We start from the raw sequence: 23245 nt of genomic DNA, 5'->3' as shown, positions 1-23245 counted from the left end.
GCACAAGGAGCAGGTGAAGGTGGGCATCAGCCGGCCAGGGCCGGGTCGGCGGGTTTGCGGCGCCGGGCCAGCAGTTGCTGACGCAGGCGATCCAGGGTCAGGTAGATGACCGGGGTGGTGTACAGGGTGAGCAGCTGGCTCACGGCCAGGCCGCCGACGATGGCGATGCCCAGGGGCCGGCGCAGTTCGGCGCCGTCACCCATACCCAGCACCAGAGGCAGGGCCCCCAGGAGGGCGGCCAGGTTGGTCATCAGGATGGGGCGCAGGCGCAGCAGGGCAGCCCGGCGGATGGCGGCGGCCGGCGCCAGCCCCTGGCGCCGCTCTCCCTGCAGGGCGAAGTCGATCATCATGATGGCGTTCTTCATCACCACCCCGATCAGGAGGAACAGGCCCAGGAGGGCGATCAGGCTGAATTCCGTGCCGGTAGCCAGCAGCGCCAGCAGGGCGCCGATGCCGGCGGACGGCAGGGTGGACAGGATGGTCAGCGGATGCAGGTAGCTCTCGTAGAGGATGCCGAGCACGAAATACACGGTGATCAGCACCCCCAGGATCAGCAGGGGCTGGGACTGGAGGGTGGTCTGCAGGCCGCCGGCCTGGCCCCAGTGCTTGGCATGCACGGCGCTGGGCAGCATCAGCCGGGCCAGGGCCTGGTCGATGGCCGCCATGGCCTGCTGGGCATGGACGCCCGGGGCCAGGCCGTAGCCTATGCCGGCCACGGCGAACTGCTCGAAGTGGTGCACCCGGTCCCCGGCCAGGCTGTAGCGCCAGGTGGAAAAGGTGGACAGGGGCACCCGTTTGCCCTCGGCGGTGATCACCTGGAGCTCCTCCAGCACCTGGGCGGTCTGGGTGTAGCGGGGGTCGAGCTCCATCACCACCCGGTACTGGTTCAGGGGATCGTAGAGGGTGGCCACCTGGCGCTGGGAGAAGGAGTTGTTCAGCACGCTGCCCACGGTCTGCAGGTCCACCCCCAGGCGGCGGGCGGCTTCCCGGTCGATGTCCAGGGTCACCTGCTGGGTTTCCTCGCCCCCGAAGCTGTCCACATCCACCAGCTCGGGCAGCTCCTTCATGGCCGCCGACACCTGGAGCGCCGCTTCCTTCAGGGCCCCCAGCTCGGTGCCCATGAGCAGCACCTCCTGCTCGCTGGAATTGACCGGCGGCGCCAGGTGGATGTCCTGGGCCACCCGCATGAACAGCATGCCGCCGGCCACCGGCGGCGCCTGGCGGCGCAGACGGTCGATCACCTGCCGGGCGCTGTCCTGGCGCTCGCTCCTGGGCTTGAGCCGCACCATCAGCCAGGAATTGCTGATGCCGCCGCTGCCGCCGCTGGTGCCCACCACGTCGGCCACGGCCGGGTCGGCCAGTATCTGCTGGCGATAGACCTCGATCTTGGGCTGCATGACCTGGAAGGAAAAGCCGTCGTCGCCGCGCACGAAGCCCTGGAGCTGGCCCGTGTCCTGTTCGGGCAGCAGGCCCTTGGGAATCACCAGGTAGAGGTAGACGTTGAGGCCCAGCACGGCGGCAAACAGGCCCAGGACCAGCAGCCGGTGCCCCAGGGCCCAGTCCAGGCTGCGCCCGTAGAAGCCCTGCAGGCGATGGAAGTTGCGCGCCGAGGTGCGGGCCAGCCAGCTTCCGCCCGACTCGGCCCGGGGCCTGAGCCAGTGGGCGCAAAGGCTGGGCGTCAGGGTCAGGGACACGGCCAGGGACACCAGGATGGCGGCGGCCAGGGTGATGGTGAATTCCCGGAACAGGCGCTCGATGATGCCGCCCATGAACAGGATGGAGAGGAACACCACCACCAGGGAAAGGTTCATGGCCAGCAGGGTGAAGCCCACTTCCTGCACCCCCTTGATGGCGGCCCGGTAAGGCCCCATGCCGTTGGCGATGTGCCGTTCGATGTTCTCCAGCACCACGATGGCGTCGTCCACCACCAGGCCCGCCGCCACGATCAGGGCCATCAGGGACAGGTTGTTGAGAGAGAAGCCCTGGAAATACATGATCACGAAGGCGCCGATCAGGGAGACCGGCACCGCCAGGCTGGGAATCAGGGCCGAACGCAGGTCCCCCAGGAAGGCCCAGACCACCAGCACCACCAGGATGGCCGCGATCCACAGGGTCAGGTGGGCCTCGGCCAGGGTGGCGCGGATGCCGGGGCTGCGGTCCACCACCACGGTCAGCTCCGTATCCTCCGCCAGCAGGGCCCGCAGGCCCGGGAGCTGGGCGTTGATGGCATCCACGGTGGCGACGATGTTGGCCCCCGGCTGGCGGTACACCTGCAGCAGCACCGCCGGATGTTCGTTGTGAAAGCCGCTGCTGTAGCGGTTTTCCACGCTATCGCTGACCTGGGCCACCTGCCCCAGGCGCACCGGAGCCCCGTTCCGGTAACGTACCACCAGCTGGCGGTAGTCCTCGGCCTGGCGCAGGGTTGGGCCGGTGCCCACCTGCCAGCGCCTGTCCTCCAGCTCCAGCACCCCCAGGGGCAGCAAGGCGTTGGCCTCGGCAATGGCCTTGCGCACCTCGTCCAGGGCCAGACCGTAATGGGCCAGGGCCCCGGGGTTGAGCTGCACCCGCACCGCCGGCAGGGCGCTGCCGCCGATGTTCACCTCCCCTACCCCGTCGATCTGGGCGATCTTCTGGGCCAGGATGGTGGACGCCATGTCGTACAGGTGCCCCGGCGCCAGGCTGGGGGAGCCCAGGGCCAGCACCATGATCGGCGCCTGGGAGGAATTCACCTTGCGGTAGCTGGGATTGCCGGGCATGCCCGCCGGCAGCTGGCCGCGCACGGCGTTGATGGCGGCCTGCACGTCCCGGGCCGCGGCATCGATGTCCCGGCCGATGTCGAACTGCAGCCGCACCCGGGTCGCCCCCTGGGAGCTGGAGGATGTCAGCTCCGAGACCCCGGCGATGCTGCCCAGGGCCCGCTCCAGGGGCGTCGCCACCGTGGCCGCCATGCTCTCGGGACTGGCCCCGGGCAGGGTGGCGCTCACCTCGATGGAGGGGAATTCCACCTCGGGCAGGGGCGCCACCGGCAGCAGGCGGTAGGCGAGCAGACCGGCCAGCAGCAGGGCCAGGGCCAGGAGGCAGCTGGCCACCGGGCGGCGGATGAAGAGGCTGGCAAACTTCACCCCTGTGCCTCCGCCCCGGCCGGCCGCCGGGTAGCGAGGCGGTCAAAGAACAGATACACCACGGGGGTGGTAAACAGGGTCAGGACCTGGCTCAACAGCAGCCCGCCCACCATGACCAGGCCCAGGGGCTGGCGCAGCTCGGCGCCGGAGCCGCCGGCCAGCATCAGCGGCAGGGCCCCCACCAGGGCCGCCAGGGTGGTCATCAGGATGGGCCGGAAGCGCAGCAGGGCGGCCCGGTGGATCGCCTGCCGGGGCGTCAGCCCCTGGTGCCGCTGGGCCTCCAGGGCGAAGTCCACCATCATGATGCCGTTCTTCTTCACCAGGCCGATCAGGAGCACGATGCCGATCACCGCCACCATGTCCAGGGGCCGGCCCGCTAGGTGCAGGGCCAGCAGGGCGCCGACGGTGGCGGAAGGCAGGGTGGACAGGATGGTGACCGGGTGAATGGTGCTCTCGTAGAGGATGCCCAGGACGATGTACATGGTGACCACGGCCGCCAGGATCAGCCACAGGGTGTTGTCCAGGGAAGCGCGGAAGGCCTCGGCGGCCCCCTGGAAATGCAGCTCCACGGCCGGGGGCAGCTGCTCGGCCCGGGCCGTGGCCTCGATGGCATCCACCGCCGCTCCCAGGGAAGCCCCGGGGGCCAGGTTGAAGGAAATGGTGGCGGCGGGGAACTGCCCCTGGCGGGCAAGGGCCAGGACTGCCTGGCGCTGGACCACGCGGGCCACAGTGGAGATGGGCACCGGGGTACCGCTGGCGCTGGGCACATAGGTGGTCTCCAGGGCCGCGGGGCCGCCGGCGTGGCGGGGGTCCACCTCCAGCACCACCCGGTACTGGTTGGCCTGGGTAAACAGGGTGGCGATCTGGCGCTGGCCGTAGGCCGTGTGCAGGGCGTTGATCACCTGGGTGGCGCTGATGCCGAGCCGGGCCGCCGCATCCCGGTCGATCTCCACGTAGGCTTCCAGGCCCTGGCGCTGCAGGTCCCCAGCCACCCCCGCCAGTTCCGGCCGCTGGCTCAGGGCCGAGACCAGGCGCCCGGTCCATTCGGAAAGCAGGGCCTCGTCGGGAGTAGATAAGGTGAACTGGTACTGGGTGCGGCTCACCCGGTCCTCGATGGAAAGCTCCTGCACCGGCTGCAGCCACACGGAAATGCCCGGCACCTGGCCCAGGGAATCCGCCAGGCGCTGCTGGATCCGGTCTGCCCCGGCGCTGCGCTCCCCGTGGGGTTTCAGGTTGATCAGCATGCGGCCGCTGTTCAGGGTGGCATTGCTGCCATCGACACCGATGAAGGAGGACAGGCTCTGTACGTCCGGGTCCTCCAGGGCCACCCCCACCAGGGCCTGCTGGCGCTCGGCCATGGCGGCGAAGGAAATGGACTGGGGCGCCTCGGTGACCACCTGGATGACGCCGCTGTCCTGGACCGGGAAAAAGCCCTTGGGCACGGTTACGTAGAGCAGGCCCGTGAGCACCAGGGTGGCCAGGGTCACCAGCAGGGTGGCGGTCTGGTGCTCCAGCACCCAGTCCAGCCAGCGGCCGTAGCGGCCGATGATGCCGTCCAGGAAACCGCCCTGCTCCCCCTGGGCCGGAGGCTGATCCAGCATGCGCGCCGCCATCATCGGGGTCAGGGTGAGGGAGACCAGCAGGGAGATGAGGATGGCCACGGCCAGAGTCACGGCGAATTCGTGGAACAGGCGACCCACCACGTCCCCCATGAACAGCAGGGGAATCAGCACCGCGATCAGGGAAACCGTCAGGGACACCAGGGTGAAACCGATTTCCGCCGCCCCCCGCAGGGCCGCCTGCAGCGGTGAGGCCCCGGCCTCCCGGTGCCGGGCGATGTTCTCCAGCATCACGATGGCGTCATCGACCACGAAGCCGGTGGCGATGGTGAGGGCCATCAGGGACAGGTTGTTCACCGAGAAACCCGCCAGGTACATGACCCCGAAAGTGCCCACCAGGGACAGGGGCACGGCCACCGAGGGAATCAGGGTGGCGGCGGCCCGGCGCAGGAACAGGAAGGTCACCAGCACCACCAGCAGCACGGCGAACACCAGCTCCTTCTGCACGTCCCGCACCGAGGCGCGGATGGAAAGGGTGCGGTCGGTGAGCACCGTCACATCCACCGCCGCCGGCAGGGTGGCCGTCAGCTGGGGCAGCAGCTGGCGCACCCGGTCAGCCACCTCGATGACGTTGGCGCCCGGCTGACGCTGGATGTTCACCAGCACGGCGGGCACCTGCACCGGGGTGGCACAGGCCCCCGTGCTCCCCTGCCCGCCCTGGCAGTATCCGGCCCAGGCCGCCTGGAAACGGTCCTCGGTGCCTTCCTCAATCCGGGCAATGTCGCCCAGGCGCAGGGGGGCGCCGTTCTTCCAGCTCACCACCAGGCGCTCGTATTCGGGCACCGACTTGATCTGGTCGTTGGCCTCCACCATCACGAAGCGGTAGGGGCCGTCCAGGCTGCCCTTGGGCTGGCTGGAGTTGGCGGCGGCAATGGCGCTGCGCACTTCCTCCAGGCTCAGGCCATGGGCGGCCAGGGCCTGGGGATTGATCTGCACCCGGATGGCCGGACGCTGGCCGCCCGCCAGGCTGACCATGCCCACCCCGGGAAGCTGGGCCAGCTTCTGGGCCATGCGGGTGTCCACCAGGTCATGGACCCGGGGCAGGGGCAGGCCCGCCGAGGAGACCGCCAGGGTCAGGATGGGCGCGTCGGCGGGATTCACCTTGCGGTAGATGGGCGGGGTCGGCAGATCGTTGGGCAGCAGGCTGGAGGCGGTGTTGATGGCGGCCTGGACCTCCTGCTCAGCCACCCCCAGGTCCACGCTCAGGGCGAACTGCAGGGTGATCACCGAAGCGCCGCCGGAGCTGCTGGAGTGCATCTGCTTCAGGCCGGGAATCTGGCCCAGGCGGCGTTCCAGAGGCGCGGTGATGGTGCGCGCCGTGACCTCGGGCCCGGCCCCGGGCTGGAAGGTGAACACCTGGATGATGGGGTAATCCACCTGGGGCAGGGCCGCCACCGGCAGCAGCCGCCAGGCCAGCAGCCCGGCCACCAGCATGGCCAGCATCAGCAGGGTGGTGGCCACCGGCCGGGTGATGAAGGGGCGGGAGATGTTCATGAAACTAGCCGCCCCGGCCCGGCCTGCCCTGGCTCGCCGGTTTGGCGGCGGGCTGGGTGGCCGGCTTGTCCCCATCTTCCAGCAGGATCACCTCCTTGCCCTCGCGCAGCCGGTCCAGCCCTTCCAGGACCACGGGCTCGCCCCCCTGGAGGCCTTCCTCCACCACCACCCGGCTGCCGTCCGAAGCGCCCAGACGCACCTGGCGGATGCTGGCCTTGCCGTCCTGGACCACATACACATAGGTGCCCTTGTTGCCGTGCTGCACCGCGTCGGCGGGGACGGTCACCACGTCCTTCAGGGTGCGCACCAGCAGGCGGGTGTTTACGAACTGGTTGGGGAACAGGGCCTCGTCCTCGTTGGCGAATTCCGCCTTGAGGCGCACGGTGCCGGTGGCGGTGTCGATCTGGTTGTCGTGGGTGAGCAGAAAACCCGCAGCCAGCAGGCGGCGGTCTTCCCGGTCGTGGGCTTCCACGGTGAGGCGGCGGCCGGCGGCCATTTCCTCCCGCACCAGGGCGAGCTCCTGCTCGGGAATGGTGAAGATCACGGCAATGGGTTTCACCTGGGTGATGCTCAGCAGGCCCTCGGCGTCCCCGCTGCTCACCAGATTGCCCGGGTCCACCCGGCTCAGCCCCACCCGGCCGGAAATGGGGGCCTCGACACGGGTCCAGCCCAGCTGCAGGCGGGCCTCGTCCACCTGGGCCTTGTCACTTTTCAAGGTGCCCTTGAGCTGGTTCACCAGGGCTTCCTGGGCTTCCACCTGCTGGCGGGCAATGGAATCCTGCTCGAAAAGCTTACGGTAGCGGGCCAGCTCGGTCTCGGCGTTACGCAGCTGGGCCAGGTTCTGCTGCTGCTGGCCTTCGGCCTGATCCAGCTTGACCCGGTAGGGGGCCGGGTCGATTTCCATCAGCAGCTCACCTTTATGCACGAACTGGCCGTCCTTGAAGCTGCGCCGCAGCAGTTCCCCATCCACCCGGCTCTTCAAGGTCACGGCGGCCAGGGGCGTTACCGTACCGATGGCCCGCAGGCGCAGTTGCAGCTCCCCCTTCTGGGCCTTCACGGTCTGCACGGGCACCGGCCCGGCCCAGGGGCCTCCATGCTTCCCGGCCGAAGCCGGGGCCGTTTCCCCCTGGAAAAGATACCAGGCGGCTCCTAGCGCAGAAATCCCGATCAGGCCGGCAAAAATCAAGACAAGCCGTTTGGAGGCAAGGCGAAACATGGTTGATCCCGTTCAAGAAATGACAGATTGACAATGACGATCCCGGCCCCGGCAAGGGCCCGGCCGGCTGCCGGAAAAGCGCTCCGGCCCTGGCATCCGGCCGGTGCCGGGGGGCACTTTCCCGACACCGCAACGGCCCGGGCCAAGGCCCCCGTTCCCGGATTTTTTGTCCCGGACCGAATTAAGCCGAACAAAACCGCCATTCAAGATCGATTCTCACAATCTTTTACACTTTATCAAGCCCGACAGAATTGGACCAGAGGCCGAACCCCGCCTCGGACGGCCCCGGCGGCAGGCAATGGGGAAAGAGTTTCCTTGCAGCGCAGCATAGCATTCCGATTCCGCTATAATCCGCCGGTTCGTCCTGACAGGGAGTTACATATGGGCTTTCTCGCCGACAAAAAAATACTGATCACCGGGGTGCTTTCCAAGCATTCCATCGCCTATGGCATTGCCAAGGCATGCCACCGGGAAGGTGCCCAACTGGCCTTCACTTTCCAGAATGAACGTTTCGAAGAGCGGGTGCGCAAGTTCGCCAACGAGTTCGGCAGCGACCTGGTCCTGCCCTGCGATGTGGCCAGCGACGAGCAGATCACCGCCCTGTTCGAAACCCTGGGAAAGAACTGGGACGGCCTGGACGGCCTGGTGCATTCCATCGCCTACGCCCCCGCGGAAGCCATCGAAGGGGATTTCCTCGAAGGCATCAACCGGGACGCCTTCCGTATCGCCCACGAAATTTCCTCCTACAGCTACCCGGCCCTGGCCAAGGCCGCCCGCCCCATGATGCTGGGCCGCAATGCCGCCCTGCTGGCCCTTTCCTACCTGGGCGCCGAGCGCACCATGCCCAACTACAACACCATGGGTCTGGCCAAGGCCAGCCTCGAAGCAGCCACCCGCTACCTGGCTTTCTGCCTGGGGCCCCAGGGTATCCGCGCCAATTCCATCTCCGCCGGTCCCATCAAGACCCTGGCGGCTTCCGGCATCGGCAACTTCAGCAAGCTGCTGGCCTACAACTCCCATAACGCGCCCCTGCGCCGCAACGTCACCATCGACGAAGTGGGTAACGCTGCGGCCTTCATGCTTTCCGATCTGGCCAGCGGCATCACCGGCGAAATCCTCTACGTGGATGGCGGCATGCACTCCACGGCCCTGGGCAACGCCGACCCCCTGCCCGCCTGATCCCGGCCCCCGGGCCCAGCAAAAAGCCGACCCTCGGGTCGGCTTTTTTTCGCCCCGCCGTCTTGGCGACGGCAGGGGTGGGGAAGTCGCTTACTCCTTGGTGGCCAGGGCCGCCTTGTTGATTTCCACCTTGTAGCGCTGGCGCAGGGAGGCCATGTAGGCCTCCACCTGGGCCCGGGCGGCGATGCTGGAGAGCTGCTGCCCCAGGGCCTGGGCCAGGGCCGGGTCCACCTGGCCGGCCTCCACCTTGTTCACCTTGTAGAGGGCGTAGCCCACTCCCGGCAGTTCCACCCCGGCGAAGCCCGGTAGCTTGCCGGCATCCACCTGGAACACGGCGGCCAGGGCCGGGCTGTCCAGCTTGCCGGGGGCCATGCGGGAAACATTCTGGCTACCGCCCCAGCTGACGCCTTCCTGCTTGCCCGACTTCAGGGCCGCCAGCTTGCCCTCGCCCTGCTCCACAGCGGCACGCATGGCCTTGGCTTCTTTCAGCTGATTCTCGATCTCCGCCTTGACGGCATCGAAGGGGCGCAGGGTGGAAGGCTTGTGTTCCAGCAGGCGGGCCGCCACCAGGGTGCCGGGACTGACTTCCAGGGCGGCGGTGTTGCGGCCGTTCTTGATCACCTCGTCGCTGAACAGGGCCTCCATCAGCTTGGGATGGTTGAGCACCCCGGCAGCCGCACCGCCCTGGCGGGTCAGCCAGCCGGACTGCTGCAGGCTCAGCTTGTAGTGCTCGGCCGCAGGCTTCAGGCTGTCGGACTGTTCATAGACCATATTGGTGAAGCCCTCGGCGGCTTCGGCAAACTGGCGGGCGGCGCTCTGGCGCTTCAGGTCCGCCTCGATCTCGCCCTTGACCTCGGCAAAGGGCTTGGGCTGGGCGGCCTTGACGCCGGTAACCTTGATGATGTGGAAGCCGAAATCGGTTTCCACCAGACCCGACAGCTCCCCTTCCTTGAGGCCGAAGGCGGCATCCTCGAAAGGCTTGACCATCATGCCCCGGGCGAAGAAGCCCAGGTCGCCCCCCTTGGCGGCAGAGCCGGGATCCTGGGAGCGCTTCTTGGCCAGTTCGGCAAACTGGCCGGGATTCTTCTGCAGCTGGGCCAGCAGGGCTTCCGCCTCGGCCTTGATCTTGGCCTTGTCGCCGCTGTCGGTGGACAGCAGGATGTGGCTGGCCCGGCGCTCTTCGGGCAGGGCATACTGGGCCTTATGCTCCTCGTACCAGGCCTTGACCTCGGCATCGCTGACCTTGGCCTCCAGATTCTTCTGGGACAGGACCAGGTACTCCACCTTGACCTGCTCGGGCAGGGTGAAACGGGCCTGGTTTTCGTCGTAGAACTTCTGCAGTTCCCCGGCTTCCAGCTTCACCCCGGCCTTCAGGGCCTGGGCGGAGATCAGGGACTCCTGGACCTGGCGGCTCTCCACCTGCAGGGCCACCACCCGGTCCACCACGGTCCGGGGCACAAAGGCGGATTCGCCCACGGCGCCAATCAGGGCCTGCAGGGCCATGTCCCGGCGCAGCTGGGCTTCAAAGCCAACGGGGCTCATGCCCTGGCTCCTCAGGGCTTCTTCATAGCGCTTCTGGGAAAACTTGCCGTCTTCCTGGAAAGCGGGAATGTTGGCGATCATCTCCTGCAGGGCGGCCACGCTCACCCCCAGGCGCTGCTTGTTCACCTCCTGGAGCAGCAGTTGCTGGTCCACCAGGCCGTTCAGGACGCTCTCGCGGATGGCGGGAGAATCCAGCAGCTTGGCATCGACCCCGGGAAACTGGGAGCGCATCCGGTCCTGCTGTTCGCGCATGGCCTGCTGGAACTGGTTCAGGGTGATCTTGGCATCCCCCACCCGGGCCACCTGGGCCGCGCCGCCGTCGCCATTCATGTAGGAATCCAGGCCCCACATGGCGAAAGGCACGGTGATCAGCAGCAGGAAGACCTGGACGATGCGTTTGTTGTTGCGGACGGCGTCAAACATGGCAGGATTTTCAATGTTCGTGGGATAAACGAAAAAGGCGAACCAGGTTCGCCTTTCGCTGCATGGCGGAGTGGACGGGACTCGAACCCGCGACCCCCGGCGTGACAGGCCGGTATTCTAACCGACTGAACTACCACTCCGCGGCCAGGAGCCGGATACTACCACAGGCCGGCCAACTTGCCCTCCCACCCCGGGCCGCCTCCCCGCATTTCCCTGCCGCCAGCCACAAAATCTGCCGCTCCAGCGATCCTTTTTCCGCCATCGGTTACAGATGCTCCAGATCATCCGTGGGCGCCGTCCCGGATGCCAACCCTGCAAACCTGGAGAATGAACCATGCTGAACAAGACCCTGTGCGCACTATTCATCGCCGTCGGGCTGGTGGGCTGTGCCTCGGTTCCCATGGGCGATGCCCAGAAGGACCAGCAACTGAAGTCCTTCGCCGCCAAACCCGACAGCTCGGGCATCTACATCTACCGCAACGAATCCATGGGCGCCGCCGTGGGCATGAACGTGACCGTAGACGGCTACCTGCTGGGCAAGACCGGCGCCCACACCTATCTCTACAAGGAAGTTCCCCCGGGCAAGCACGTGATCACCTCCGCGGCGGAAAACACTGATAGCATCGAAATCACCACCGCCCCCGGCAAGCTCTACTACATCTGGCAGGAAGTGAAGATGGGCCTGCTCTACGCTCGCACCAAGCTGCATCTGGTCGGCGAAGAAGAAGGCCGCAAGGGTGTCCGGGAAAGCGCTCTGGCCGAATCCCGCTGACGGAGGTCCCATGCCGCACCACCCCACCCGCCTGATCCCCCTCTTGCTCCTGGCCGGCACCACCCTGCCCGCCCTGGCCGCCCCTGAATGTGTTGCCCCTGCCACGCTGGTATTCCAGTGCCTGACGGCCAAGGGCAAGCAGATTCAGGTGTGCGACAGCGGCAAGACCATAGACTATTCCTTCGGCAAGCCCCAGGCGGCGCCGGAGATCGTCGTGCGCGCCCCCCGCGGGGAAGTCAGCACCTTCCAGTGGCAGGGCATCGGACGCTACATGACCTACGCCCTGGACATTCCCAACGGCAACACCGTCTATAGCGTCACCTGGAGCGTGGACAAGATGGCCCCGGACCAGGGCCCCGAGGCCGGCGTGGACGTGGAGGTCAACGAAAAGCACGTGGCCTCGGTGAAATGCGCCAGGAATGGCCGCATCATCCAGGCCATCGAAGGCATGGACGTGAAACCGAGAAACTGAACCCAGGGGGAAGCCCCGGGCTTCCCCTGGCAAGGAAAGGCATCCCATGAGCACCACCCAGAATTCCCCCCAGCAGCTCCTGGAACTGAGCGAAGCGGAACTCAACCAGGTATCCGGCGGCATGGAAGACACCACCCAGTACATGGTGGTGGTGAATCACGAAGAGCAGTACTCCATCTGGCCCGCCAACCGCGAACTGCCCCTGGGCTGGAACAACGCCGGCTTCTCGGGGGACAAGAGCAGCTGCCTGGGCCATATCCAAACCGTCTGGACCGACATGCGGCCCCTGTCATTGCGCAAGGCGATGGGGGGCTGATGTCAGCAGACCGCGTCATTCCTGAAATTCTCTGCTCACTGAAGAGACGCAGAAAACTGGTCTGACCACTTTTATCCCGCTCAAGATAAATGTGGATAAAACACCAACCGGCTCATAAAAACTATGAAACTGCGCTTATCACTGCCAACTCGAACACTGCTGCCTGAAGACAAATGTTCTTGACCGCAGCCCAGTTTGAAGTCAGTTTCACGGCATGCTTGCGGTAATCAGACGGGTTCTTCTTGATCCTCTGCCCTTTTGGCAAGATTGCCAGCTGGTTTTCCAACTCGAGCCGGCATTCCGCCCCCTGCAACCAAGGACTCTCTGGCGGTAACACCGCACAGGCAAGCCATGCACCAGTCGACTGAGCCGGAATGCAGAAAACGGTTCGTGCATCTGCAACAACCGATCCAAGCCAGCCAGATAAAACCTGCGCCAAAGCAGCACAGGTATCCGCTGCCGGCGGGCAAGGCTGAGCGCATGGCAGCGCTCGCCAGCCACTTCCTTGTGCCAGGGCCGCCAAGTCACTCCCGTAATCGGTATAAGCAGACGTCGCCACATCGGCATCGACATGCAGGATGATCAGATCAAATAGCGACAGCGTCGGATCCTGGCTCAAGGGGCCGGTGTGGCGGAGGCTTGTATCGTGACACCATTTGAGCACCCCACCCCATCCTCCACCGAACCTCGGTCTGGTAACTTCAGGATGCAGCAAGGTCATATGAAACGGCTGCGGCAACACCGCCAACAAGGCCGCATGGATCAACTCGTAGTCGGTTGGCCCCTCGGCCACCAAGGCAATTCGTAGCGGCTCAGACATTCGGCACCGCTCCCAGATGTCCCATCAGCCAGAGCCTGGACAAGGGATATTGGGCATTCAGTTCAAGCAATTTCGGGCTCATGATCAGGCGCCGCACCCGGGTCATGCCCTGACTATCCCGCTCGACGGCGAAAAGACACACTTCAGGATCAGACAAATCCAGGCCGTCGAGCACTGCAGGGTTGTGGGCAGTAAAGAGCAACTGTCGGTCTTCACCGTTCATCCGCAACCAACCCGCCAGCCGCGAAACCAGGCGCGACAGCAAGCGCGGATTCAGCGCCTGATCGAGATTATCGATGGCCAGCAGCCTGGGGGCATTCGGCAACAAGCAGAGGACTGCACAGAAAATGACATACAGAGCGCCCTCGCTGGCATCGTATGCGGTCAACTCATTACGGCTCTTGTTCATGTAACGGTCGGTGAACTTGAGCATCAGTTTGGTTCGGGCCACCTTGGGCGACAATAGGTTCGCCCCGTGGGTCGTGGTATCGATATCATCCACCCAGTCGATCAGCTCCAGCACCTCGTCCAGTGGTGTGCTCGCCGCATCCGGATCCGCGTAGCGGAGACGCAAGGCGGCAAAGGCCTCGGCCAGTTGACCTCCGCTCAAACCCACCGGCGCACGCGATTGCGGATCGGGCACCATGCCGCGCAGCGCCGGAGTATTGGGGCAATAGATGGCGTAATTCTGCAGGCACAGCATCAGCCGCGCTGCCACATTATCCGGGGCGACTTCCACCAGGCGCAACGCCGCCAGCCCTGCCTTAGGATTGAGGTTCTTCTTGTTGCGCACCCCATCGGAAACAATTTCCTCGATACCATCAGTCAGCACTTCGGTCTTGTAAGACCAGGCAGGCTCGGGCGAATCTAGCGGATTGAGCAGGGACACCCGGTAAGCCGAACCATCCGGCCCCTCAGCCTTGACTCCGATGTGGGCCGGGGTGCGCTCCGCAGCGAAGGAACTCTTGAATAGACGCGGCAAACCCGCGCGAACGCCCCGCCGCAATAGGGCTTCGTCATCAACCATGCCATTGGCAGCGGCCCCCAGCACACCGATGGCTTCCAGCACGTTGCTCTTACCCACACCATTGGCACCGATAAAGCAATTGACCCGGCCCAGTTCAATCTTCTCGGCATGAATCGATTTAAAACCATTGATATGAATCTGTCGAATAATCATGTAGGTAAGTACCTTGTTGAACCGAATAAAACTTCGAGAACGCTTTTTCACAAGCCTAACATCAACAAGTGTGTTGCTGTCAGCCATGGCATCTCTGATTAACGAGATGGATCTCGGGCCCCCTCAGTCAGCGGCACGGACCAGATTTTTCGAGATATTGGCCCCTGGCCAATATCTCTCGTTGGCCTAGTTGCAGATGTAATCATGCGGAATCAAGGGAGGCTGAGAATTCTACATAAAGCCAGCCCCCGGGGGCCCCCCCTCACACCCGGCCGACCCGCATGTGGATCGGCCAGCGGATGCGGCGCTGGCGGCTGGGGGGGCCCCAGGACTGGCGGAGGGCCTCGCCATAATCGCGGAGCAGGTTTTCCCGGCCCGCCTCCCGGGCCTGGCGTACGGCGGACCAGGTGGAGAGGTAGCCGAGCAGCCCCGCCAGGTCCCATTCCAGGCTGATTGCCAGGGGCGGCGCGGCCAGTTCGGCGAAGGGAAAATCCAGGCTGGCGTAGCCCTCGTCCACCAGTTTCCGTTCCGCCGGCCACCAGGGGCCGATTTCGTCCCGGTAGAAGGACTTGAAGCGCCCGTCCAGTTCGGGTTCCAGATCCGGCACCCCGTAGCTGATCAGCGCCAGCACGCCCCCCGGGCGGCAGACCCGGCGCACCTCTGCATAAAAGGCGGGCAGATGGAACCAGTGGGCCGCCTGGGCCGCCGTCACCAGGCTGGCCTGCCCGGCTTCCAGGGGCAGCTGTTCCGCCGGAGCGCACTGGTAGCGGATGCCCGGGTGGAGCTCGGCATGGGCGAGCTGATCGGCGCTGGGGTCTACGCCCAGCACGGCCTGAAAATGCCCGGCCAGGAGGCCGGTGAGCTGACCGTTGCCGCAGCCCACATCCACGGCCAGACGCCGGTCAAAAACCAGGCCGGCCAGGAAGGCCGCCAGGGCTTCCGGATAGTGGGGCCGGTACCTGGCATATCCCTGCCCGCCCTGGTCGAACCAGTTGCGATACTCCAATGCTTCTCCCATGCCGTGCTCCCTCCAGTGGGCCGGAGCTCACTGTAGCAGCAAGACGGCCTCAGGGCTCCCCCGGGCCCGCCAGCCGGCGGCGTCCGAGCTCGAAGCACTTGCGGGCCAGGGCTTCGGAGATGTTCAGCCGCAGGGCGATATCCCCGTAGGACAGCCCTTCCACCAGACGCATGTTGACCGTATCGCGCAGCAAGCCCGCGGGCAGGCCATCCAGATTCAGGCCGCCCACCACTTCTTCCATCCGGGCGCAGGACAGGGCCTGGGCCGGGAGAGCGGCAGCTGCCTCGGCTGCATCCTGGTTGCCCCCCGGCTCCGGCGGATGGCCCTGGGCCGGGGCGCTCATCAAGCCGCCTCCGCCAGCTGGGCCAGCCCCAGTTCCCGGGTTGCGGCCACGTCGAGAATCTTCAGGAAGCCGCTCATCTCGAACACCTCCGCCACCCGGGGCTGCAGGGCGCAGAGGAGCAGCCGGCCCCGGCCCCGCAGGGCGCGCTTGGCGGCCATCAGGATGATCCGCAGACCGGCGCTGGAGATGTAATCCAGGGCCTGGAAATCCACCAGCACCCGGGCTTCCGCCCCGTCCCAGAGGCCCAGCAGGGCCTGCTCCAGCTGCGTCGCCGTGAGGCTGTCCACCCGGCCCTCCAGGCGCAGGCAGTGGCGGTTTTCCCCCAGGGTTTCCAGGGTTGTTGCCAGGGTCATGGTCTGTCCTTTCCGTCGTTGAATCTCTTGTAGAGTTCGATCCAGGTGCCCAGGGCATCCACCCGGGCCTCGCAGCGGTCCATGCAGCAACGCACCAGATGCAGGCCCAGGCCGCCCACGGGCCGGGCCGCCACCCCCAGGCTCAGGTCCGGGGCCGGGGCGGCGGCAAAGGGGTCTAAGCGCTGCCAGGGGATGTGAAGCTGCAGCGCCAACCCGACGCTGTCCAGGCGCGCCCCGAGCCGGAACGGGGCAGCCCCGTCGGCAGGCTGCCCGTGGGTGATGGCGTTGGTGAGCAGCTCGTCGAGACTGAGATTGGCCGGGTAGGCCAGCCCGGCGGCCGCCGCTCCCCGGGCATCCAGCCAGATTTCCAGCGCCCGGGCCAGGACGCCGATGGATTCCAGCCGAGGCGGCAGTTCCCAGCACTGCCAGGCCCCCGGGGCCGGGTCGGTGAGACTCAGGCACAGCAGGGTCACGTCATCGGCCGCCTCTCCCGCCTCGTACTCGCCCAGCTCCTGGAGCAGGTCCCGGCAGCAGTCCCCGGGATCGGCGCCCGGGGCCCGCGCTGCCAGCCACTGCTGCAGGCGGACTGCACCGAATTGTTCTCCTTGCGGTGAACAGGCCTCGTCCACCCCGTCGGTGCTGAGCAGGAGCAGGTCCCCGGGGCCCAGCTGCAGGGTGAATTCCTGGTAATCCGCCCCTTCCAGCACCCCCAGGGCCAGGTCGCAGGCGGTGGGGCCGGCGCTCACCCAGCCCGGGGCCCGGCGCAGCAAGGGCGGATGGTGGCCGGCGCTGGCGTAGGTGAAGCGGCCCCGGGCCGGGTCGAAGACCCCGTACAGGACGGTGACGAAGAAAGCCAGGGGATTCCTGGCGCAGAGCAGCTCGTTGGCTCGGGCCAGCACGGCCCCGGGGGCTTCCAGCTCCCGGGCTGCCTCCTCCAGCAGGGTGCGGCAGACGGCCATGAAGAAGGCGGCCGGCACCCCCTTGCCGGATACGTCGGCCACCACCAGCCCCAGGCGCCCCCCTGCGAGGGGGATGCAGTCATAGAAATCGCCCCCCATCTCCCGGGCCGGGATCATCGCCCCGTGGCAGGCCCAGCCGGGGCCCCGGGGGAAATCCTGGGGCAGGATGGCCTGCTGCATCTCCCGGGCCAGGCAGAGCTCCCCGGCCACCCGGGCATGGGCCTGCTCCAGCTCCGCGGTTCGGACCCGGACCTGCTGGTCCAGATGGAATTCGCGCCGGTAGACCTCTTCCCCCATGTGGCGCAGCACCCGGGCCAGGGTGCCCAGCTCGTCCCGGCGGCCGTCCAGGGCCAGCAGTGCCGGCGCTTCCAGGGCGGCGGCGTAATCGCCCCGCTGCAGGCGGGCGGCGCTTTCGGTCATGGCCAGCAGGGGGCGGCTCAGGGCCCGGCCCCAGGCCACCGCCAGCAGCAGCAGGCCCAGCCCGGCCAGGGCCAGGAAGCCCAGGCTGCGCTGGAACAGGGAATCCAGGGGAGCCCGGAACAGCCGTTCCGGCTCCGCCAGCAACAGGGTCCAAGTCTGCCGCTGCAAGGGGGTGGCGGCCGCCAGCCAGGCTTCCCCGTCACTGCCCCGATAGGGGAAGAAGCCGCCCTGCCCGGTCCCGCCGCGCAGGTTTTCCAGGCCCGCCAGCCCCAGGGGCGTCAGGGTGCCGTCGGGAAAATAACCGCTGGCGCGGATGGCGGCGGCCCGGGCCGGGTCCAGCTGCCCCAGGCTGCGGTAGCGCCAGGCCGCTTCCGGATGGCTGATGACCAACCCGTCCTGATCCACCAGAAAGGCCTGATGGCCGGAAGTCGCCCGGGCCAGGATGGCCTCGATGGCGGCCCCCTGCAGTTCCACCGCTGCCACCCCCAGCAGCGCTCCGTCGGCCCCCCGCACCGGGGCGGAAAAATACACCCCCGGCTCCGGGGTGCGGATGCCCATGAGCAGGTTGGAGACATACATCTCCCCCGCCGCCGCCCGCTGGAAATATTCCCGGAACTGGCGCCGCTCTCCCAGGAGCTCCGGGTCGGTGACGGCCACGAACACCCCCTGAGGGTCGAGCAGATAGAGGTTGGCGAACTCCGGATTGCCCCGCATCAGGAGCTGCAGATGCCCCTGGACCGCTGCCGCCAGGGACTGGCGCCCCCCGGGCGGGGCTGCCAGGAAATCCTGGACCAGGCGGTGCTCGGCCAGCATCAGCACCGTCTGGCGCTTGTGTTCGAGCAGCTGATCCACCTGCCGGGCCAGGCTCTGGCCCTCCAGGAGCAGACTTTTTTCCTCCGCCGACTGCACCGCTTCCAGGCTGCCCCGCAGCTGCAGCTGACTCACCAGCAGCATGGGCAGCAGCGCCGCCAGGAGCAGCAGGGCCACTACCTTCAGGGTCAGGGAGACCCGGGGCCGCAACCGTTCTTCAGCCATGACCGGCCCCATCCACGCTCACGGGAATCACCGTCACCCGCGCCCCCTCGATGGCGGCCTCCAGTTCGGCCCGCATCCGCTCCGTGGTCGCGCACACCCGGGCCAGGGGCAGGTCCCCGGCAAACCCCAGGGTCAGCTCAATCTGGGGCTGGTTACCGGAACGCCGGGTGCGCACCCCCAGCAGTTCCTCGTAGCTCATGAAATGGCGGCTCAGGCAGCGGTTGATTTCCTGCTGCAGGGGTTCGGCCAGGGCCTTGTCGAGCAGGTCCGGCATGGCCTCCCGGATCATCCCGTAGGCGGTGCCGGCCATCATCGCCGCGACGCAGAGGGAGCCGGCCAGATCGGCCCAGGCCGCCACCCGGGCCCCTGCCAGGACAGCCCCCAGGATCACCGAGCCCAGCACCACCGTGGAGCCCAGGGTCTTGGCCAGACGGGCCCGGTACTGGGTATTGACGATGATGGAGGCGCTGCGTCCCTCGGCCCGCCACAGGGCCAGCAGGGAGACCAGATTCACCAGCCAGTTGATGCCGGCAAAGAGGATGCCCAGCAGGGCCCCGCCCCCCTGGGCCGGCACCACCGGCTGGAAGGCCCGCCACAGGACGAAGCAGCCCCCGGCCATGAGGAGCAGGCTCACCAGGGCGGAAACGCCCCGCTCCAGCTTGCCCACCCCGTAATCGAAATCCGCCAGGCTGCCCCGGTGCACCCGGCGCAGCATGACGAAGGAGACCACGGTGATGACGAACATCAGGTTCACCCGGATCGCCTCGGCCAGCAGCACATTGCTGCCCTGCCACAGGGAAACCGCCGTGTACGGCAAGAGCAGCAGGGCATCCAGGACCAGGCCCACGGCCAGGGCCCGCTCCCGCTGCAGGGCTTCGGGGGCCAGGCTAGCCATGGGCCGCCGCCCCGGCCGGAGACAGCCAGCCCTGCAGCAGGCCATGGGCGACACTGGCCCGGGCCAGCTCCAGATTGCTGTCCACCAGCCGGAATGGCGGGGCCGGCACCCTAGTGGCAGCCAGGGGAATCTCGGTGCAGCCCATGATGACGCTGCCCACCTGGCCCGCCATGCCCTGCCACCACTCGTCCAGGAGCCGAGCCGCCGCCGGGGCGTCGCCGCCTTTCACCAGGGCGATCACCTGGTCCACCCGGGCCTGGCCCTCGGCATCGGGAATCCGCCAGGCCAGGCCCCGGGCCTCCAGATGGCGCTGGTAGAAGCCGGACTGCAGGCAGCCCCGGGTAGCCAGCACCAGCACCGGCCCATCCGTATCAGCGAGTGCCGTCAGCGTGGCTTGCGCGATGTGCAGGATGGGCACCGGACACTCGGCCTGCAGGGCCTCATGCCAGTGATGGCTGGAATTGCAGGGAATGGCCACGGCCTGGGCCCCGCCCCGGAGCAGCAGTTCCAGGTTGTGGCGCAGGGCCGGTAGGGGCGAAGGACCCTGGCCCAGGATGGCGGCGCTGCGGTCCGGCACCTGGGGCAGGAGCCCGGCCAGCACCGGCAGATGCTCCTGGTCCCGCCGGGCCGGGGTCAGGGCCACCAGCTTGGCGAGGAAATCCACCGTGGCCGCCGGCCCCATGCCCCCCAGCACCCCTAACATGGCCGGGCCTCCGGCAGGCCGGGCTGGGCCACCGCCACCGGGCGGCCGCAGATCAGGGCCGCCACGGCGCTGTTGCCCGCCACCAGCACCAGGGTGCGCAACACGTCGCAGACCGGCTCCACGGCCACGAACAGCACCAGCGCCGCCTCGAACGGCAGGGCCAGGAAACCGCATACCAGGCCGATCAGGGACAGCACCAGGAGACTGCTCATGCCCGTGGACGCCAGGCCCGCCAGGATGGAGCCAATGAAGACGATGGTGTATTCGGTGAGGCTCAGGTCCCGCTCATAGAGCTGGGCGATGAACAGGGTGGCCACGGCGTAATAGAGGGCCGGGCCGATGCGCAGGATGGACACCCCCAGGGGCACCAGCAGCTCGATCCGGTAATGGGGAAAGCCCAGGCGCTCCACCAGGGCTTCCATCATGGCCGGCATGCAGGCGTGGCTGCTGCGGGTGGCCACCGCCATGGTCAGGGGCTCCCGCTGGCTGGCCAGCACCTCCCGCCAGCCGCAGCCGCTCACCCGCACCAGAATCCAGAAGGACAGGAGCACCAGCACCAGGGAACTGCCGCTCATGGCCAGGATGAAGCCCAGCATGGCTTTCAGGGGTTCCATGCCGGTCCTGGCGATCTGGCTGGAGACCATGGCGAACAGCACCGGCGGCAGGAAGTAGTTGAACCAGCGGGTCAGGGTCTGGCAGGTATGGAACACGCTCTCCAGGGTGCTGCTCAGGGAATCGGCCACCTCCCGGGAGACCTGGGACAGGGCGCAGCCGAACAGCAGGGCGAAGATGAAGGCCTTCAGGGTTTCTCCCTGGGCCAGGGCGGCGAAGATGTTGCCCGGAATGATCTGGCGCAGCATGTCGGCAAACCCCAGGGCCTGGGGAGTCACCAGCTCGCCGCCCAGTGCCACCTCGTCGCTCACCCCGCCATTCCCGGCCCCCACCAGGCGGCCCAGCTGCAGCATGGTTTCCGGCGCCAGGTCCCGGCCCGGCCCGCCCAGGGCCGCCACCAGGAGCCCGAGCAGGGCGGCCAGCACCATGGCCAGGCAGAAGTAGCCGACGATGCTGGCCAGGATGTGGCTGGCCTGGGGGTCCTGGAACAGGCGGTAGAGGCTGAAGATGATGGCCGACACCATGAAGGGCAGCACCACCATCTTCAGGAGGCCCAGGTACACCTCGCTCAACAGGCCCAGGGCCTGGGCCTCGGCCGGATACCAGAGGCCAAAGCAGACCCCGGCGGCCAGGCTGGCGATCACCACGCTGGGCCGGGAGGCCAGGCGGCGCCAATCCACGTCATGCAGCTTCATGAGCCGAGCTCCCCGTAATGCAGCACCTGCTCGATGCTGAAGCGCAGCCGCTGCTGCTGCAGATAGAGATTCACCAGGGCCAGGAACTGCTCCGCATCGGGAGGCAGCACCAGGGCCTGGGCATCTTCGGTATCCGTGAGGGCCACCAGGCGCAGGCTCAGGGACAGGCTGGGGTCGCGCTGGAACAGGCGGCGCATTTCCAGCTCGTCCCGGTAGGCGGCCACCACCTCGCCCCGCTCCAGGGCCGCCAGCACCGCCTCCCAGCTGTCGTAGTGCACCAGCCTGGCCCGGGGAAAGTTCTGGGCGGCCAGATCGGCAAAGGCCGAGTCCCGGATCACCCCCAGGCTGCCGTCGAACTGGCGCACCACCTGGGCCAGCTCCCGGCCCCGGGCCTGGCGGGCGAACACCACCCGGTTCAGCAGCAGGGCATGACGGCTGATGAAATAGGGATCGGAAAAACGCACCTGGCGGGCCCGGGCCAGGGTGCGCGACATCTTGCAGGCCGCCAGATCCACCTCCCGGCGCGCCACCTGCTCCACCACCCCGTTGAAGCTGGCAGCCTGGCGCACGAAACGGACCGGCACCTGGAGCACCCGGGCCAGCCCCGCGGCGATATCCACATCCAGGCCCTTGAGACTGCCCTGGTCCTGGTAGAAGAAAGGCGGCGAATCGAAGCTGGGCATGGCCACCCGCAGCTCGCCCCGGGCCACGATCTGGCGCAGCTCCGGCGCCAGCAGCGGGGTGGCCGCCCAAAGACCGCGGCCCGGCAGCAGCGCCAGGCCGGAGATGAGGCCCAGCTGCCCCAGGACCCTGCGTCGTTCATTTTTCATGGGTTTCCTCCCCGGCTGCCGGGAACGGCAGGCTGACAAAACGCCCCTGGCGCACCACCTTCTGCCCCAGCCCCTTGTCCGGCACGTCCCCGAATGCGTCGAAACTCAGCTCCCCGGTCACCCCGGGCCAGTCCCGGGTGGCCCGGAGGGCCTCGGCTACCTGAGCCGGCACCGTGCTGCCGGCCCGCTCCATGGCCTGGACCACCACCTGCAGGGCGTCGTAGCCCTGGGCCGCGAAGGAATCCGGCGGATGGCCGTATTTCTTCTCGAACAGGGCTTCGAAATGCCGGGCCTGGGGCCGCTCGCTGCCCGGAGCGTAGATTTCCGGCGCCACCACGCCTTCGGCCACGGGCCCCAGTTCCAGCAGCTTGGGGGTGTCCATGCCGTCGCCGCCCATGACCGGGGTCGTCATGCCCAGGCGGCGCAGGGTGCTGATGAAGCGCCCCCCTTCGGGCATGTTGCCGGCCAGGTAGATGGCATCGAACTGGTACAGGTCCTGCCAGGTGTGGGCCAGCTGGGAGAAATCCTCGGCCCCCACGGTGTAAGAGCGGCGGTCCACGATGGTCAGGCCCAGTTCCCGGGCCCGCTGCTCGAAATAATTGGCCATGCCCTGGCTGGTCTGGTCCTTCACGTAGGCGATGGCCACCCGGCGGTAGCCCAGGGCCGCCATGTATTCGGCCATGTGGGTGCCCAGGCTGCGGTTGCTGGGGGAGGAGCGGAACACCAGGTTCTGGCCCTGGAGGTTGATCTGGTAGTTGGAAGCCCCGGGGGTCAGATAGAGCATGCCCCCCGCCTGGTACATGGCCGAGGCCGGCAGGGCGATGTAGGAATTCAGGTGGCCGATGACCGCCACCATGTCCAGGTTTTCCACGAACTGCTGGGCGATGCGCCGCCCCTTGGCCAGGGAGGCCTCGTCGTTTTCCTTGACGATGCGGAGCGGCCGGCCCAGGACCCCGCCCTTGGCGTTGATTTCCTCCGCCGCCAGCTCGATGCCCTGCCACAGGGTGCCCTTGTGGCCGTCCCAGGGCCAGACGGCGCCGATCACCACCTCCCCTTCCCCGGCGGCGGCCCGCTTGGCCCGGGCCACGGCCGGATCGTCCCAGCGCGCGCAGCCCCCCAGACTGGCCATGCCCAGCAGCAGCAAGAAGCAGGAGAACAGCCCCAGGCCCCAGACGGGGCCACGGGGCCGCAGACGATGGAAGAAAACCGGTAGGTCCATGGGGGTTC

19 protein-coding genes and 1 tRNA gene are annotated in these 23245 nt (G+C 67.4%); 4 read left to right on the top strand and 16 right to left on the bottom strand.

The genetic code is table 11. From position 1 onward, the window contains the following. Positions 1–26 precede the first annotated feature (26 nt). The 3 genes from G474_RS0105645 to G474_RS0105635 are packed head-to-tail and all read right to left on the bottom strand — an operon-like array spanning position 27 to position 7451. Positions 27–3122, bottom strand: coding sequence for an efflux RND transporter permease subunit (locus tag G474_RS0105645; protein WP_026686125.1), 3096 nt, complete (start codon positions 3120–3122; stop codon positions 27–29). Then, positions 3119–6235 carry a multidrug efflux RND transporter permease subunit gene (locus tag G474_RS0105640; RefSeq protein ID WP_026686124.1) on the bottom strand — a complete coding sequence of 1039 codons (3117 nt, stop codon included), beginning with the start codon at positions 6233–6235 and terminating at the stop codon, positions 3119–3121. Before G474_RS0105640 ends, G474_RS0105645 begins: the two co-directional genes overlap by 4 nt. Before the next feature lie 4 nt (positions 6236–6239). Beyond that, on the bottom strand, positions 6240–7451 hold the full coding sequence (locus G474_RS0105635; RefSeq protein WP_026686123.1) for an MdtA/MuxA family multidrug efflux RND transporter periplasmic adaptor subunit: 1212 nt from the start codon (positions 7449–7451) through the stop codon (positions 6240–6242). 381 nt (positions 7452–7832) lie between these two features. On the opposite strand from G474_RS0105635, the gene fabI reads away from it, so the two are divergent. Further along, positions 7833–8630, top strand: coding sequence for an enoyl-ACP reductase FabI (fabI, locus tag G474_RS0105630; RefSeq protein ID WP_026686122.1), 798 nt, complete (start codon positions 7833–7835; stop codon positions 8628–8630). Between the two features lie 90 nt (positions 8631–8720). Here the strand turns inward: fabI and G474_RS0105625 are convergent, their stop codons facing one another. Together G474_RS0105625 and G474_RS0105620 are read right to left on the bottom strand one after the other, a co-directional pair. Continuing rightward, positions 8721–10595, bottom strand: a complete 1875-nt coding sequence (locus G474_RS0105625) for a SurA N-terminal domain-containing protein (RefSeq protein ID WP_026686121.1) — start codon at positions 10593–10595, stop codon at positions 8721–8723. 63 nt (positions 10596–10658) lie between these two features. Then, positions 10659–10735, bottom strand: a tRNA-Asp gene (locus G474_RS0105620). Between the two features lie 194 nt (positions 10736–10929). Here G474_RS0105620 and G474_RS0105615 point away from each other — a divergent pair. Genes G474_RS0105615 through G474_RS0105605 form a run of 3 tightly spaced genes read left to right on the top strand, consistent with a single transcriptional unit; the run spans position 10930 to position 12155 of the window. Continuing rightward, positions 10930–11367 carry a DUF2846 domain-containing protein gene (locus G474_RS0105615; protein ID WP_026686120.1) on the top strand — a complete coding sequence of 146 codons (438 nt, stop codon included), beginning with the start codon at positions 10930–10932 and terminating at the stop codon, positions 11365–11367. A gap of 10 nt (positions 11368–11377) precedes the next feature. Then, on the top strand, positions 11378–11839 hold the full coding sequence (locus G474_RS0105610) for a hypothetical protein (protein WP_026686119.1): 462 nt from the start codon (positions 11378–11380) through the stop codon (positions 11837–11839). Between the two features lie 46 nt (positions 11840–11885). Continuing rightward, positions 11886–12155, top strand: coding sequence for an MbtH family protein (locus G474_RS0105605; RefSeq protein WP_245589310.1), 270 nt, complete (start codon positions 11886–11888; stop codon positions 12153–12155). 121 nt (positions 12156–12276) lie between these two features. On the opposite strand, the gene G474_RS22425 is transcribed toward G474_RS0105605, so the two are convergent. The 11 genes from G474_RS22425 to G474_RS19690 all read right to left on the bottom strand — a co-directional run bounded on the left by G474_RS22425 (position 12277) and on the right by G474_RS19690 (position 23237). Continuing rightward, the gene (locus tag G474_RS22425) at positions 12277–12975 is read right to left on the bottom strand and encodes a hypothetical protein (RefSeq protein WP_084513579.1); all 699 of its coding nucleotides are present in this window, start codon (positions 12973–12975) and stop codon (positions 12277–12279) included. Then, on the bottom strand, positions 12968–14242 hold the full coding sequence (locus G474_RS0105600) for an AAA family ATPase (protein WP_211228061.1): 1275 nt from the start codon (positions 14240–14242) through the stop codon (positions 12968–12970). Before G474_RS0105600 ends, G474_RS22425 begins: the two co-directional genes overlap by 8 nt. A gap of 175 nt (positions 14243–14417) precedes the next feature. Next, positions 14418–15173 carry a class I SAM-dependent methyltransferase gene (locus G474_RS0105595; protein WP_026686116.1) on the bottom strand — a complete coding sequence of 252 codons (756 nt, stop codon included), beginning with the start codon at positions 15171–15173 and terminating at the stop codon, positions 14418–14420. 49 nt (positions 15174–15222) lie between these two features. Continuing rightward, entirely contained in the window at positions 15223–15516 is a 294-nt protein-coding gene (locus tag G474_RS0105590; protein ID WP_026686115.1) for an RNA polymerase sigma factor, read from the bottom strand. After that, positions 15516–15869: an STAS domain-containing protein gene (locus G474_RS0105585; protein WP_051281924.1), complete on the bottom strand. Its 354-nt coding sequence runs from the start codon at positions 15867–15869 to the stop codon at positions 15516–15518. Before G474_RS0105585 ends, G474_RS0105590 begins: the two co-directional genes overlap by 1 nt. Next, positions 15866–18283, bottom strand: coding sequence for a SpoIIE family protein phosphatase (locus tag G474_RS0105580; protein ID WP_169729495.1), 2418 nt, complete (start codon positions 18281–18283; stop codon positions 15866–15868). The genes G474_RS0105585 and G474_RS0105580 overlap by 4 nt, the downstream gene beginning before the upstream one ends. Continuing rightward, a complete protein-coding gene (locus tag G474_RS0105575; protein WP_026686112.1) occupies positions 18276–19178 on the bottom strand; it encodes a cation diffusion facilitator family transporter in 903 nt (300 codons plus the stop codon). The genes G474_RS0105580 and G474_RS0105575 overlap by 8 nt, the downstream gene beginning before the upstream one ends. Beyond that, positions 19171–19881, bottom strand: coding sequence for a cysteate racemase (gene cuyB, locus G474_RS0105570; RefSeq protein WP_026686111.1), 711 nt, complete (start codon positions 19879–19881; stop codon positions 19171–19173). Before cuyB ends, G474_RS0105575 begins: the two co-directional genes overlap by 8 nt. Then, complete coding sequence (locus G474_RS19700; protein ID WP_051281922.1) at positions 19875–21188, bottom strand: dicarboxylate/amino acid:cation symporter; 1314 nt, start codon at positions 21186–21188, stop codon at positions 19875–19877. The genes cuyB and G474_RS19700 overlap by 7 nt, the downstream gene beginning before the upstream one ends. After that, positions 21185–22018 (bottom strand): substrate-binding periplasmic protein, encoded by an 834-nt coding sequence (locus G474_RS19695; RefSeq protein ID WP_051281921.1) that lies wholly within the window; start codon positions 22016–22018, stop codon positions 21185–21187. The genes G474_RS19700 and G474_RS19695 overlap by 4 nt, the downstream gene beginning before the upstream one ends. Further along, positions 22008–23237 (bottom strand): ABC transporter substrate-binding protein, encoded by a 1230-nt coding sequence (locus tag G474_RS19690; protein ID WP_043463346.1) that lies wholly within the window; start codon positions 23235–23237, stop codon positions 22008–22010. Before G474_RS19690 ends, G474_RS19695 begins: the two co-directional genes overlap by 11 nt. Positions 23238–23245 lie beyond the last annotated feature (8 nt).

The organism is Azovibrio restrictus DSM 23866 (assembly GCF_000429665.1).
Lineage (GTDB): Bacteria > Pseudomonadota > Gammaproteobacteria > Burkholderiales > Rhodocyclaceae > Azovibrio > Azovibrio restrictus.
Note: the sequence above shows the minus strand (reverse complement) of the source record. Positions and strands in the feature narration are given on the sequence as shown.